The 13736-nt window shown below is 67.0% G+C and carries 11 protein-coding genes and 1 tRNA gene; 9 read left to right on the forward strand and 3 right to left on the reverse strand.

Features of this window, described 5'->3' with window-relative positions; genetic code table 11:
* Window positions 1-151: 151 nt before the first annotated feature.
* Window positions 152-778: a TetR/AcrR family transcriptional regulator gene (locus tag J2T23_RS10475; RefSeq protein ID WP_141161140.1), complete on the reverse strand. Its 627-nt coding sequence runs from the start codon at window positions 776-778 to the stop codon at window positions 152-154.
* A 133-nt stretch (window positions 779-911) separates the two neighbouring features.
* On the opposite strand from J2T23_RS10475, the gene J2T23_RS10480 reads away from it, so the two are divergent.
* The 9 genes from J2T23_RS10480 to sufU all read left to right on the forward strand — a co-directional run bounded on the left by J2T23_RS10480 (window position 912) and on the right by sufU (window position 12920).
* Window positions 912-983 (forward strand) — tRNA-Gln (locus J2T23_RS10480).
* Between the two features lie 103 nt (window positions 984-1086).
* A complete protein-coding gene (gene glmU, locus J2T23_RS10485; RefSeq protein ID WP_141161139.1) occupies window positions 1087-2565 on the forward strand; it encodes a bifunctional UDP-N-acetylglucosamine diphosphorylase/glucosamine-1-phosphate N-acetyltransferase GlmU in 1479 nt (492 codons plus the stop codon).
* Between the two features lie 2 nt (window positions 2566-2567).
* Window positions 2568-3548, forward strand: a complete 981-nt coding sequence (locus J2T23_RS10490) for a ribose-phosphate diphosphokinase (protein WP_141181059.1) — start codon at window positions 2568-2570, stop codon at window positions 3546-3548.
* A 272-nt stretch (window positions 3549-3820) separates the two neighbouring features.
* A complete protein-coding gene (locus J2T23_RS10495) occupies window positions 3821-4441 on the forward strand; it encodes a 50S ribosomal protein L25/general stress protein Ctc (protein WP_141161137.1) in 621 nt (206 codons plus the stop codon).
* 119 nt (window positions 4442-4560) lie between these two features.
* Complete coding sequence (gene pth / locus J2T23_RS10500) at window positions 4561-5166, forward strand: aminoacyl-tRNA hydrolase (RefSeq protein WP_141181060.1); 606 nt, start codon at window positions 4561-4563, stop codon at window positions 5164-5166.
* Between the two features lie 208 nt (window positions 5167-5374).
* Window positions 5375-8011: a helix-turn-helix transcriptional regulator gene (locus J2T23_RS10505; RefSeq protein ID WP_307359751.1), complete on the forward strand. Its 2637-nt coding sequence runs from the start codon at window positions 5375-5377 to the stop codon at window positions 8009-8011.
* Between the two features lie 52 nt (window positions 8012-8063).
* Window positions 8064-10652: a LuxR C-terminal-related transcriptional regulator gene (locus J2T23_RS10510; RefSeq protein WP_307359753.1), complete on the forward strand. Its 2589-nt coding sequence runs from the start codon at window positions 8064-8066 to the stop codon at window positions 10650-10652.
* Window positions 10653-11121: 469 nt separating this feature from the next.
* A complete protein-coding gene (locus J2T23_RS10515) occupies window positions 11122-12447 on the forward strand; it encodes a SufS family cysteine desulfurase (protein WP_307359755.1) in 1326 nt (441 codons plus the stop codon).
* A 23-nt stretch (window positions 12448-12470) separates the two neighbouring features.
* Window positions 12471-12920, forward strand: coding sequence for a Fe-S cluster assembly sulfur transfer protein SufU (gene sufU / locus J2T23_RS10520; RefSeq protein ID WP_141161133.1), 450 nt, complete (start codon window positions 12471-12473; stop codon window positions 12918-12920).
* 81 nt (window positions 12921-13001) lie between these two features.
* Here the strand turns inward: sufU and J2T23_RS10525 are convergent, their stop codons facing one another.
* Together J2T23_RS10525 and J2T23_RS10530 are read right to left on the reverse strand one after the other, a co-directional pair.
* Window positions 13002-13223, reverse strand: coding sequence for an SCO4848 family membrane protein (locus J2T23_RS10525; protein ID WP_141161132.1), 222 nt, complete (start codon window positions 13221-13223; stop codon window positions 13002-13004).
* A gap of 3 nt (window positions 13224-13226) precedes the next feature.
* On the reverse strand, window positions 13227-13724 hold the full coding sequence (locus tag J2T23_RS10530; protein WP_141161131.1) for a DUF2505 domain-containing protein: 498 nt from the start codon (window positions 13722-13724) through the stop codon (window positions 13227-13229).
* Window positions 13725-13736 lie beyond the last annotated feature (12 nt).

Genomic DNA, 13736 nt, shown 5'->3' on the forward strand with positions numbered 1-13736 from the left:
GCCCTGGCAACCCGCTACGACAAACTCGCACTCACCTACCGCGGCGGAGCTGTCCTCCGAGCAATCAGCATCTGGCTGGCAGCTTTAGGAGACACACCCTAGGTCACCTTGGGTGCCGGAGACGGCCCTGCGCCGCGAAGGTGACCAGCGCCTAGAACTCTGACTGCAGCTCCGGGTCCTTTTTCAGGCCGGTGAGGCCGTTCCAGGCGAGGTTGACCAGGTGGGCGGCCACGGTGTGCTTGTCCGGCTGGCGGCTGTCCTGCCACCACTGGCCGGTCATGGCCACCATGCCCACGAGCATCTGGGCGTACATGGCGCCGTCCTCGCCGCTGAGGCCCCGGCGGGAAAACTCGTCGGAGAGGATGTGCTCCACGCGGGCAGTGACGTGGGAGAGCAGGGTGGAGAACGCGCCCTCGGGCTGCGACGGGGGAGCGTCGCGCATCAGGATACGGAAACCCTCCGTGCGCTCCTCGATATAGGTGAGCAGGGCCAAGGCGGCCCGTTCGACGAGGACGCGCGGTTTGGCCTGCTCGGTCAGGGCGGCGTTGACGGCGTCCAGCAGGATGTGGAATTCGCAATCCACCACTTCGGTGTACAGCCCTTCCTTGGAACCGAAGTGTTCGTAGATGACCGGTTTGGACACTCCCGCGCAGGCGGCGATTTCCTCAATGGTGGTTCCATCCAGCCCCCGGGCAGCGAAAAGGCCGCGGCCGACGTCGATCAGCTGGCTTCGGCGCTGCAGGCCAGTCATCCGCATCCGCGGAAGGTTGTTGCTCACCTTCCCATCATGCCCCACCGCCGGCGGCGGGATTCAGCCGGACGGGCGGCGGCCGAACGCCCCGTGTCGCGCAGGGCCCTGAACCCGTGGCAAAATAGGGACTTGTGCCCGGGGCTTGAGACTTCCGGCACGGTCCGCTCTGGTGTAACGGCAGCACCCCGGCCTTTGGAGCCGTGGAGTATAGGTTCGAATCCTATGGGCGGAACTGCTGCGCGGGGCGCGATCATGAGGATGGCACCCGGTGCCCGGCGGCTTGGCCCGCCGGGCACCGCCAAGCGCCAGCACAACGAAGCAAGGAGAGCCCGTACGTGATCCCCGAGAATGCCGGCCCGGCCGCTGTAATTGTTCTGGCAGCAGGCGCCGGTACCCGGATGAAATCGCGTACCCCCAAAATCCTGCATGAAATCGGCGGCCTGTCCATGGTGGGCCACGCCCTCCGCGCCGCCCGCAGCATCGCCCCCCAGCGCCTTGCCATCGTGGTGCGCCATGAACGCGACCTGGTGGAAGCGCACGTGGCGGCGCTGGATCCGCAGGCAGTGATCGTGGACCAGGATGATGTCCCGGGCACGGGCCGGGCCGTTGAAGCCGCGCTTGAGGCGCTGCACGCTGACCAGGACCTCACCGGCACCGTCGTGGTGACCTATGGCGACGTGCCGCTGTTGTCCGGCGGGCTGCTGACGGAACTCGTTGCCACCCATGAGCGCGACGGCAACGCCGTTACGGTCCTCACCGCGGTCCTGGATGACGCCGCCGGCTATGGCCGCATCCTCCGCGGAGAGGACGGCTCCGTCACCGGCATCCGCGAACACAAGGATGCCTCCGAGGCCGAACGGCTGATCCGTGAGGTCAATTCCGGGATCTACGCCTTCGACGCCGCCGTGCTCCGTGACGCGCTGGCCAAGGTGACCACGGACAACGCCCAGGGCGAGAAGTACCTCACCGACGTGCTGGGACTGGCACGCGAGGCAGGCGGCCGCGTGGCCGCCGTCGTCACCGCCGACCGCTGGCAGGTGGAGGGCGCCAATGACCGCGTCCAGCTGGCCGCCCTCGGTGCAGAGCTGAACCGCCGCACCGTGGAAGCGTGGATGCGTGCCGGCGTGACCGTGGTGGACCCTGCCACCACGTGGATCGATTCGTCGGTCACCCTGGACCAGGACGTCCGGCTCCTGCCCAACACCCAGCTTCACGGCACCACCACGGTGGCCAGGGACGCCGTCGTGGGCCCCGACACCACCCTGACCGACGTCGAAGTCGGCGAGGGCGCCACGGTGGTCCGCACCCACGGCTCCGGCTCGGTGATCGGCCCGCGCGCCGCCGTCGGCCCCTTCACGTACCTTCGCCCCGGCACCGTGCTTGGTGAAAAGGGAAAGATCGGCGCCTTTTACGAAACCAAGAACGTCACCATTGGCCGCGGCTCCAAGCTGTCCCACCTGGGATACGCCGGGGACGCGGAAATCGGCGAGGACACCAACATCGGCTGCGGCAACATCACGGCCAATTACGACGGCGAGAAGAAGCACCGCACGGTGATCGGCTCAGGTGTCCGCACCGGCTCCAACACGGTCTTTGTTGCCCCGGTCACCGTGGGGGACGGTGCCTACAGCGGCGCCGGCGCGGTGATCCGCAAGGACGTACCGGCCGGCGCCCTTGCCCTGAGCATCGCCGCCCAGCGCAACACCGAAGGCTGGGTCCCGGCGCACCGCCCGGGGACCCGCTCCGCCGAGCTGGCCCAGGCGGCCACCCACGACTCCTCAAGTACCCCGGCATCTACAGAAGAGGGCAAGTAACAATGAGCGAAATTACGGCGCACGGCGAGAAGAAGCTGGTGCTCGCCTCCGGGCGGGCACATCCTGAGCTGGCAAGGGAAATCGCCAAGGAGCTCGGCACCGAACTCCTCCCGCTGGATGCCTACGACTTCGCCAACGGTGAGATCTACGTCCGGGCCGGTGAAAGCGTCCGCGGTACCGACGCCTTCGTGATCCAGGCCCACCCCGCCCCGCTGAACAACCACCTCATGGAACAGCTGATCATGATCGATTCGCTGAAGCGTGCCTCCGCCAAGCGGATCACGGTGGTTTCGCCGTTCTACCCCTATGCCCGCCAGGACAAGAAGGGCCGCGGCCGCGAGCCGATCTCCGCCCGGCTGGTGGCGGACCTCTACAAGACCGCCGGTGCGGACCGCATCATGAGCGTGGACCTGCACACCTCCCAGATCCAGGGCTTCTTCGATGGCCCGGTTGACCACCTGATGGCCATCCCGCTGCTGGCCGACTACATCCGCACCCGGGTGGGTTCGGACAACATCACCGTGGTGTCGCCGGACACCGGCCGCGTCCGTGTCGCCGAACAGTGGGCCGAACGGCTGGGCGGCGCGCCCCTGGCCTTCGTCCACAAGAGCCGCGACCTCACCGTCCCCAACCAGGCCGTCTCCAAGACCGTCGTGGGCCAGATCGAGGGCCGCACCTGCGTCCTGATCGACGACATGATCGACACCGGCGGAACCATCTCCGGGGCCGTCACCGTCCTGAAGAACGCCGGCGCCAAGGATGTCATCATCGCGGCCACCCATGCCGTGTTCTCCGACCCCGCAGCCCGGCGCCTCTCCGAGTCAGGTGCACGCGAAGTGGTGGTCACCAACACGCTGCCGCTGAATTCGTCCCAGCGCTTCCCGCAGCTCACGGTGCTTTCCATCGCCCCTTTGATTGCAAGGGCCATCCATGAAGTGTTCGACGACGGTTCGGTCACCAGCCTCTTCGACGGCAAGGCCTAGGACAGTACTTGACGAAACCCCGCCGGCAGGGTTCCCTGGGCGAGCTTGCGGGCTCAGGGGGCCGGTGGGGATTTAAGGAAAAGGTCGCCGTGCTGGTAGTCTTTTAGGCGATACCTTGGCGAGGGAGGGCATAGCCTCCGTTATCGACTGGGTCTGCAGGTCCTTTCGCAGGGACCGCCTTCTTGAAGGGCCGCCTCCGGGCCGCCCGGCGTTGAAGGTCACACCAGACCTCCGCCCTTGCTGAACACCGTTTAGTCTTCAAGGAGTTTTCCATGTCTGAGCAGAAGCTCGCAGCAGAACTGCGCACCGAATTTGGCAAGGGCTACGCCCGCCGCGCACGGATGGCCAACCTGATCCCCGCCGTCATCTACGGCCACGGCGCAGAGCCCATCCACGTCACCCTCCCGGCCAAGGCCACCACCCTCGCGGTCCGCACCGCCAACGCCCTGCTGTCCCTGGACATCAACGGCGAAGGCCACCTGGCCCTGGTCAAGGACATCCAGCGCGATCCCGTAAAGCAGATCATCGAGCACATCGACCTCCTGACCGTCCGCCAGGGCGAAAAGGTCACGGTTGACGTTCCGGTCCACGTTGAAGGCGAAACCGCCCCCGGCACCGTCCACAACCTGGAACTGACCGTCGTGTCCCTCGAAGCCGAGGCCACCCACCTGCCCGAGTCCGTCGTCGTCAGCATCGAAGGCCGCGGCGCCGGCGAGCACATCCACGGCTCCGACCTGGTCCTGCCCAAGGGCACCGTCCTGCTGACCGACGCCGAGGCACTGGTCATCAACATCTCCGAGGCCGTTGAAATCGCCGAGGAAACTGAAACCGAAGCTGCCGCCGAGGGCGCAGCAGCGGAAGCTCCTGCAGCAGAAGAAGCCGCAGCAGAGTAACCACTCCGCAGTTCCCGCAGTGGCCGGACCCCTCCCGGGGCCCGGCCACTGCCATGTCCGCAGCCCGGCGTCCCTTCGGTCTGCCATCCTGTCCACGCCGTCCCCCTAGGATTGAATCCATGACTGACACCTGGCTGATCGTTGGCCTCGGCAACCCCGGCACGCAGTACCACGGCAACAGGCACAACGTCGGCCAGATGGTGCTCGATGAACTCGCCGGCCGCATCGGTGCCGGCTTCAAGACCCACAAAGCCCGCGCCCAGGTCCTCGAAGGCCGGCTGGGCATCGGCGGCCCCAGGGTGGTCCTGGCGAAGCCAATGACCTACATGAACGTATCCGGTGGCCCCGTGTCCGCCCTGGCCAACTTCTATGGCATCCCCGCAGACCATGTTGTCGCGGTGCATGACGAAATCGATATTCCCTTCAACACGGTCAAACTCAAACTCGGTGGCGGCGAAGGCGGCCATAACGGGTTGCGGGACATCTCCAAGGCGCTCGGCACCAAGGACTACCTCCGGGTGCGCGTAGGGGTGGGACGGCCGCCCGGACGGATGGACACTGCCGACTTTGTTCTACGCGACTTCGGCACCGCGGAGCACAAGGAATTACCCTTCCTGCTGGACGATGCCGCCGACGCCGTGGAGACCCTGCTCCGTGAGGGGCTCACCGCCGCGCAGCAGAAGTTCCACCCTGCCAAAACGGAAATACGCCCACCGGAATCGTAAAAGTTCCCTCCGGCCCTATTTCCCTGTCTGTGGCACGGGGTACTCTTCTTCCTATGCGGGGGAGCAATGGGGCTACATCCCGCTATTGCAGGATGTAGGGGAAAAGTTCATGTCAATCGAGCCACTCAGCTGGGGACGTGGGTCAACGCCGCAAGGTGACGGGCTGCCCACGCCAACCTCCGGGGCCCCGGAGGGCCAGCAATGGTCCATGCCTGCACGAAGCGCCCACCTCGACGCCGTCCGCACCGCCCTGACCAGCGAAAACTCCTTGGGCGTGGTGATCACCGGCCCCAGGGGAGTGGGCAAGTCCTCCCTTGCCCGCGCTGCCGTGGCGGACCTTGGCCCCGATATCTGGTCCCTGCAGCTTCGGAGCGGGCCTTCGGGATCCGCCACCCCCTACGGTTGCCTGTCATTCCTGCTGGCACGGCTGCCGCAGGCCTACATGGGGTCGCCCACCGCCATCCTCAGGGGCATCACCTCACTGATCCGCAGCGACGCCGCCGGCAGGCCGTGCGTCATTACGCTGGACACGTCAGCCTGCATCGACGACATGAGCGCGGGCGTACTGCTGAACGTCCTGCTGACCGGCACCGCGAAAATCGTTGCCGTCGCCCCCAACTCCAGCGACCTCCCCGCTGACTTCCACTGGCTGCTGACGGACCGGAAGCTGACCGAAGTACGGCTCAGCAACCTCAACGAGCTCCAAACCAGGCAGGTGCTGCTGTCGCTGCTGGGACACCGGGTCGCTTCCTCCCTGGTCAGCACCTACCACCAGATGGTGGGCGGAAATCCGCTGCTGCTCAAAGCCCTTGTCACCGAACAGCAGCTCTCCGGAAACCTGGTCCTCTCCGATTCGGTCTGGACGCTGCGGGACAAGGTGGTGCTCGACGGCGCCGCCAGCCTTGATGACATCGTCCGCTCCCGCTGGTCACGGGAAACTCCCGAAGCCCGGGAGGTCATCGAGATGCTCTCCTGCGCCCGGCGGGTGGAATTGTCGAGCCTCACCGCGATCTATGGCGCGGATGTGGTTGCGGACATGGAGGACGGTGCGCTGCTCGAGATCGACGACTCCGAGAACCGCTGGGTGTCGCTGCGGGAGAAATACATCGGGGACGTTGTCAGGACCTGGCTGAGCATCTCCCGGCGTCGCGAGCTTCGCAACGTACTCCTGGGCGGCAGGGAGCCGGACCCGGCAACCATGACGGTGGATGAACTGATGTCGTTCGCCGCCTGGACCCACGAGTGCGAAGCCGAACTGGCTCCTGCGCTGGCGCTGGCGGCCGCCGAGGCCGCAGTCCAGCTCTTCGACCCCCGGTTCGCCCTGACTTATGCGGAGATGGTGCAGCGGACCGATGCCGGATGGGCGTCCGCGCAGCGGCAAAAGGCTGCGGCATACCTGCAGCTGGACATGCCGGACCAGGCCTTGGCAGCCCTGGAAAGTATTTCCCGGCCCGAGCTCGAGGCCCTCGATCCCGAAGAGTATGCCCAGGTGGTCGCCGCCAAGGCGCGGGTGATGCGCTACATCCCTGAGCATGAGGGCAAGGTCCCCGAACTGCTGGCCACCGCCAGGGAATGGCTTGAGAGGACGGCGCAGCATCCGGTCTGGCCTGCACCGGCAGCCGTGGCAACCAACCGCATCTCCTTGAGCGAATTCGAATACCAGGCCCATACCGGCGATTACGCTGCCATGATTCCCGCGCTGGAACGGGCGGCCGATCCCGCGGCCAACCCGGACACCGCGTTCCGGTTCCAGTCAGCCATCACCCTGATGAGCGCCCTGGCGCTGACCGGGCGGGAGATGGACGCATTGAGCCTCATGCGCCAACTCGGCGGCCAGCTCACTGACGCCTCGCACGTCGTTGGGCTCCGTGAGCGCTACACAAGGGAGGCCTACTTCGTCCTGCTGGTGGCGGGCCAGTGGCGGCGCTGCATCGACCTCCTCAGCCCCTTCAGCACCGGGCAGCCCCACCGGCTGCCGTACCGGAGCGCCGCCACCGAACTCGCGGCCGGGGTGGCTTTCGCTTTCTCGGGTCGGGGCGAGGCGGCCCTTGAACCCCTGATCTCCGCCGCTGCGCAGCTGGAGCTGCAGCCGGTCCAGGCGGCCCTGCGAACGGCGTACGCTGCCACGGCCTTGGCCTATGCGCAGACCGGGAACGCCGCTTTTGCCCGCAAGTACCTGGCCAAGCTGCAAAGGACAACCGGCAAGGCAGGGTTCGCGACCGAGAGCATCATCGAGTTCTGTGCCCTTGTCGCCGGGCGCTGGCTGGGCGACTCCGAGGCCGTGGCCGGACTGAAACAGGGTGCCCGCCGCAACCTGGAAGCAGGCAGGCACACCCTGGGCGGCATGTACCTGTTGGCTGCAACCGTGAATGGCAGCGATACCGACTTCCGCCTCCTGGAGGACATCGCAGGCCACCGCCAGGGTCCGCTGGCCGAAGTTTCACGGCTGATTGCCCTCGGGAGCAGGACGAAGGATGCCAAGGCGCTGCTTGCCGGCGGGGAACTCGCAGCGACCCTGGAGCTGGATGCCGTTGAAGCCCGGTGCATGGCGTTGGCGGTTGATTTCGCCCGGCAGGACGGGGACGCCCTCTCGGCAAGGACTGCGCAGGCGCGGCTCGACATCCTGGCCGCCACCGTGTCCAACCTGCCCATCGTGCCCAGCAGCGGGAGCCCCCTGTTGACCAGCCGGGAACGGCAAATTGCCCGGATGGCGGGCCGCGGCGCCTCAAACCGTGACATCGCCATGGAAATGGGCGTGTCGGTCCGCACCGTGGAAGGCCATCTGTACCAGGTCTTCACTAAGCTGGGCGTGACTTCAAGGGGTGATCTGACTGGACTCGTCTAACGGGCACAAGCCGGCGGCTGCGCACCGGCTCCTTACCGGCCGCCGGGAGCCGGTGGAACGGATCTGCAACCTGGTCCGGAACGGCACGCACCAGGCGGTGTTCATCATGGCCGGCCCCGGCATCGGAAAGTCTGCCGTGACGGATGCCGTGACGGATCGGCTCGCAGGAACGATGAGCATCCTGCGCATCCATGCCAGTTCTGCTCTGGCTGGGGTGCCGTTCGGGGTGCTGACCCCCTACACGGGGGACCTCACCGCTGAAGAGTCCGTCTCACCTGTGGCAGTGCTCCGCTCCATGTGGTCCTATTTCGAGAAGCTCAAGGGCACCGGCAGCTCGCCGGTGCTGCTGGTGGTGGACGATGCCCACCACCTGGATGACGCCTCCGCGGGCGTTCTCGCCGAGGTGATTTCGGCCGGATGGGCAACGGTAGTAGCCGCCGCCCGCCCGCGGCCGGGCCTGCCGCAGCCCCTGGACCAGCTTTGGTATGACGGCCTGGCCGAGCGCGTGGACCTCCGTCCCCTCAACCATGAACAGATCGAGGAAGTCCTGGCCCACATCCTTGATGGGACAGTGCCGGGTGCCACCGTGGATGCCATCTGGAATGCTTCCGGGGGAAATCCCCGGTTGCTTGATGCCCTGCTCCATGACGCCGCTGAAGCGGGCGTGCTGGCCAAGCGCAACGGAATCTGGATGCTGTTGGGTGAGCTGCCCGCGGACGGTGCCCGGCTCGCAGCAGTGGTGGCCAAAGACCATCTCCGGCGGGGGCCCGAGGAACAGGAAGCCCTGAAGCTCATTGCCCTGGCCGGGCCGGTGGGCCGAAAGGTCATCGAAGATATCAGCGGGGCAGCAGTGGTCCGTTCCCTGTTGGACCAGCAGATGATCGTGGAGGCTCCTGGCATCCCCGCTGAACTTTCCATGTGGAACGGGCTTTTCGCCGGGGCCATCCGGAACACCGTTTCCGTCTCCCGCAGCCTCCAGTTACTCGAAAAGGTCAAAGCCCACCAGAATCCCACCCTGCTGCAGGGGGAGGGCCGGCTGCGGTCGGTGGAATGGGCCCTGGAGTGTGGCATCCGGGTCAGCGACGAGGAAATGCTGGCGGCAGCGAAAGAGGCCTTGCTGAGGTTCCGCAACCACAGTGCGCGTTCCATTGCCGCCCGCATCCACCACCCCCCGCTGGTTCCGCTGGCCCAGGCCATCCAGGCCCGGGCGCTGTACAACGAAGGGGCGTATGCTGACGCAGCGGCACTCCTGGACGGATGCTGGCTTCCGTTGGCAGATGACACCGAGGGGCCGGCCGTCCTGATGCTCAGGGTTTCGGCGCACCAAGCCCTTGGCCGTTCCGTGGGTGTTGTGGCAGATGACGTCGAAAGACACCCAGCACTGTCCGGCGGTGAGGACAGTTGGCAGGAAGAGCTCCTGCACCTTCTGCATCTCGGCGCCGACGTGAATGTCGCGGCCTTGGAGGACGCCGTCAACGGGATGCGGACGCGCCGCACCGGAACAGCGGGGGAACCGCTGCGGGCCCTGGCTGAGGGGCTCCTTGCCCATGCCCTGGCCTCCGCCGGGCGTCCCGTGGAGGGTCTCGAGGCGGCCCTGCTGGCCGCCTCGGAGCTGCCACCGCTGGAAGGCAGCCTGTTCTTCTTCCCTGAATTCGTGCTGGGGAGGCTCGTCTCCGACTACCTGGCCATGGGCGAATGGGAGTCGGCGGAGCGGGAGATTAACCATTACGCCGCGGCCAACAGCCCGGGGGCAGCAACCTTCAACGGGAGCCTGCAGCTGCTCCAGGGCTACTCGCTGCTCCGCCAGGGGAGGATGGAGCGTGCCTACCAGGTCCTGCTGCCGGCCGTGGAGGCGCTGAGGCTCAACGACCCCCTGCAGCTGTACCGGTTTGGCAGTGCCCTGGGCTTCTATGCAGCAGCCCGGCTTGGGGATGCCGAACAGGCGCGGCGCCTGGAACAGGACCACAAAGACGCCGCAGCCGGCTGGCCCGCCCACGATCTCCTCGCCGAGGCCTATGTGGCAGCCGCCGCCGAGTACCTGGCCCGTGACGGCAAGGGCCTGGCCGCACTGCAGACCCTGATGACCACCACGGAGGCTTCCGCGCGCACCGGCAACCTCCTCGAAGTCCTGGCCATGTGCTGGGAGCTGGGGGATCCCTCGGTGGTGCCCATGGTGCAGGCCGCCGCCCGTGGCGTGGAAGGCCGGTGGGCGGAAGCCCTGCTGACCCTGGCCACCGCCTGGGAGGGTGCAGACGGCGATACCCTGATGGCAACGGCTGCCTCGCTGGAGGAGGCAGGCTTTGTGAACCTGGCCCGGGAAGCCTATGCCCGTGCCAGTACCGTGCTGGAGCAGGCCGGAGAACGGCGCAGGTCCCGGCAGGCCGTTGCCCAGCGGGAGAAGTGCGACCACGAACTGGGTGAACGGTTCCGGGAAGGCCGCTTCATTGCAGCGGCGCCGGCCGTCCGCCTCACCCGGCGTGAGCAGGACATCGTGGAGCTGGCAGTACAGGGCCTGACGGACCGGGAGATCGCCCAGCGGCTCATGGTCTCCGTCCGGACGGTGGAAGGCCACCTCTACCGGACCTACGTCAAGCTTGGCGTCCGGAGCCGCGACGAGCTCGAGTCGGCCCTGCCCAAGTAGAGTCCCGGCCAGGTCCTGTCCGCCCTGCCGCTGTTCCGCGCCTCTTCAGTCATTCCAGGGACCGTTATCAGTGCTGCCCCAGGCGTTTCGCCGCGCCATCGAGAACCGGCGGGTAGCCGCAGGGCGCCCCCGTAGTACTGCCTGGTGGATTCGAGTACTGCCTACTCGTGTACGGAAGGGCGCCGCGGGATTTACTTAAGGAGGCAAAGCAAAGCGGCCGGCTGGACGCCGCGGAGCAGCCGACAGGACATTGAGGCCCACTCAACTTCCGGCCCGCAGGGGCCGGGCTTAGACGGGGCCGGCGACGTCAGAGTCTTCTGAGACCGAGACTCTCCCCCCAGCCGTCGCCGGCCCTCTGCTCCCTCGGCTGAAGCCCGGGGCAGCGGTGGCGGCTGCCCCTCCCGGGCGGCCGCCACAGCCGTGTGTGGGACAATTGGGTGTCAGCCATTGGCAGCCCAAGGAGTTCGTTTTGGCCGTAGTATCAACGCCAGCCACGCTGGAACGTGCCGTCCCGGCCATGGATAACGCCGAGGTGCTGCGCATCCGCAACGACTTCCCGGTCCTTGACCAACTGGTCAACGGGCAGCCGCTGGTGTACCTGGACTCGGGGGCCACCTCGCAGAACCCGTTGAGCGTCATCGAAGCCGAGCAGGAGTTCTACGAACAGCGGAACGCCGCCGTTCACCGGGGTGCCCACCACCTGGCGGTGGAGGCAACGGAAGCCTTCGAGGATGCCCGGCAGACCATGGCCGACTTCATCGGCGCCGACTACGTGGAAACCATCTGGACGTCGAACGCCACCGAGGGCTTGAACCTGCTGTCCTACGCACTGTCCAATGCCGGGCTGTGGGCGGCCCAGGGGCGCGGGGACCAGGCGCTGAAGGGATTGGCGCTGAAGCCCGGCGATGAGATCGTGGTGACGGAAATGGAGCACCACGCCAACCTGATTCCGTGGCAGGAACTGGCATTCCGCACCGGGGCCACCCTCCGCTTCATACCCATCGCGGATGATGGCAGCCTCCGCATGGACCAGGCCGCGGCCATAATTGGCCCACGCACCAAGGTCCTTGCCTTCACCCACGCCTCCAACGTCCTGGGAATTATCAACCCGGTGCAGGAACTGGCGGCCCTGGGGCACGACGCCGGCGCCCTGGTGGTCCTGGACGCCTGCCAGTCCGCGCCGCACTTGCCCCTGGACGTCAAGGAGCTGGACGTGGACTTCGCGGTCTTCTCCGGCCATAAGATGCTTGCCCCCACCGGAATCGGGGTGCTGTACGGCCGGCAGGAGCTCCTGGACATCCTGCCGCCGTTCCTCACTGGCGGATCGATGATCACCACGGTCACCATGGAACGGGCGGAGTACCTTCCGGCGCCCCAGCGTTTCGAGGCCGGGACCCAGCGCATTTCCCAGGCAATTGCCCTCGCGGCCGCGGCCAACTACCTGACCGAAACGGGGCTGGACCGCATCCACCGGTGGGAGGCAGACCTTGGCCAGCGCATGGTGGCGGGCCTGGAAGGCATCCCCGGCATCCGGGTCCTGGGGCCGGCCGCTGGGAAGGAACGGATTGGCCTTGCCGCGTTCGACGTCGAAGGTGTCCATGCCCACGACGTGGGGCAGTTCCTGGACTCCCGCGGCATTGCCGTCCGAGTGGGGCACCATTGCGCCCAGCCGCTGCACCGGCGCCTTGGCCTGACCGCCACCACCCGCGCCAGCGCCTACCTTTACAACACCACCGACGACGTGGACCGCTTCCTTGAAGCCGTGGCCGGCGTCCGGGCCTACTTCCGCGCCTAGCGGAGAACACGAAAGTTGACATCATGAGCCTTGACCAGCTGTACCAGCAGATCATCCTTGACCACTCAAAGGCCCGCCACGGCAGCGGCCTGGCCGCCACGGAAGCGCCGGAGGGCACGTCCACCGGGCAATCCCACCAGCTTAACCCGGTGTGCGGGGACGAGGTCACGCTCCGGCTTGCGGTCCAGGAGGGCAAAGTGGCCCAGATTGCCTGGGACGGGGCCGGCTGCTCCATTTCCATGGCGTCCGCATCTGTTCTGTCCGACCTCGCCGAAGGCATGACGGTGGCCGAACTCCATGAAGTTATCGACAGCTTCCGGGAAGTCCTGCGCTCCCGGGGCAAGGTCCACGCCGATCCCGAACTGTTGGGGGACGCCGCCGCCTTCGAGGGAGTGGCCCGCTACGCGGCCCGGGTCAAATGCGCCATGATTTCCTGGGTGGCAGCCGAGGACGCGCTCAACCAGGCAGCGTGAGCCGGACAGCAAACAGCCCGGGCTTTCCCCGCTCAGGAGGGAAGCCCGGGCTGTTTCGTGCCAACACGGGTTGCAGCGGGGTCAGCCAAGCAGGCTGAGGACCCCGATCACGGCGGTGGCCAGCCCGAGCACCATGGAGATGCCCACCAGCACCACGTGCACGGTCAGGAACTTCGTTGCCTTGCCGGCGGCATCACGGGCGCGCGGATCCTTCATGACGCGGCGCAGGAACTGCGGCCACACCACCAGCGACCAAACGCCGGCAACAATGAGGACGAGCGCGGCGAAGACGGGAAGCTGCACGGGCTAGTGGCTTTCCAGCCAGGCCTGCGCCTGGGCGGCCTGCAGGTTCAGGGCCTTGGCCACCATGGGCTCGGCGGCGTCGGCGATCTTGCCGCCGAGGAACGGCACGGAGGACTTCACGGCGCCCTCAAGTTCCACGCGGGTTCCGCCGGCGTCGGCCACCAGCCGCTGGACGGCGGTGACGTCCACGGGAGCGCCGGCGATCTTCAGCGAGATGTTGCTCTGGCGTGACCCGTCCGCCGCGGGTGCTTCCCAGTTCTCCACCTGGGTCACCTTGAGGTTCTCGCCAACGAACTTCCGGGCGATTTCGGGCAGCCGGGTGGTGGGCAGGGTGCGCACGGAGGTGGTGTTGAAAGCCCCGGCGATGTCGCCGTCCACGGTGAAGGACTCGAGGCTGCCACCCACCAGCTGGCTGACGTGGCGCTGGAAATCCTCGTTGACCAGCACAGCGGCAACGCTGTCAACGGGGTGCGGAAGGGTGGTGGTTGCGCTCAGCGCCATGGGTCCTCCTGG

This window comes from Pseudarthrobacter niigatensis, from assembly GCF_030812615.1.
Classification (GTDB): domain Bacteria; phylum Actinomycetota; class Actinomycetes; order Actinomycetales; family Micrococcaceae; genus Arthrobacter; species Arthrobacter niigatensis.

Excerpts from the sequence above, each read along its gene's own strand:
- J2T23_RS10490 (WP_141181059.1), top strand. The coding sequence starts at position 2,568 with ATGAGCGAAATTACGGCGCACGGCGAGAAGAAGCTGGTGCTCGCCTCC.
- J2T23_RS10495 (WP_141161137.1), top strand. The coding sequence starts at position 3,821 with ATGTCTGAGCAGAAGCTCGCAGCAGAACTGCGCACCGAATTTGGCAAG.
- pth (WP_141181060.1), top strand. The coding sequence starts at position 4,561 with ATGACTGACACCTGGCTGATCGTTGGCCTCGGCAACCCCGGCACGCAG.
- J2T23_RS10505 (WP_307359751.1), top strand. The coding sequence starts at position 5,375 with ATGCCTGCACGAAGCGCCCACCTCGACGCCGTCCGCACCGCCCTGACC.
- J2T23_RS10530 (WP_141161131.1), bottom strand. The coding sequence starts at position 13,724 with ATGGCGCTGAGCGCAACCACCACCCTTCCGCACCCCGTTGACAGCGTT.
- sufU (WP_141161133.1), top strand. The coding sequence starts at position 12,471 with ATGAGCCTTGACCAGCTGTACCAGCAGATCATCCTTGACCACTCAAAG.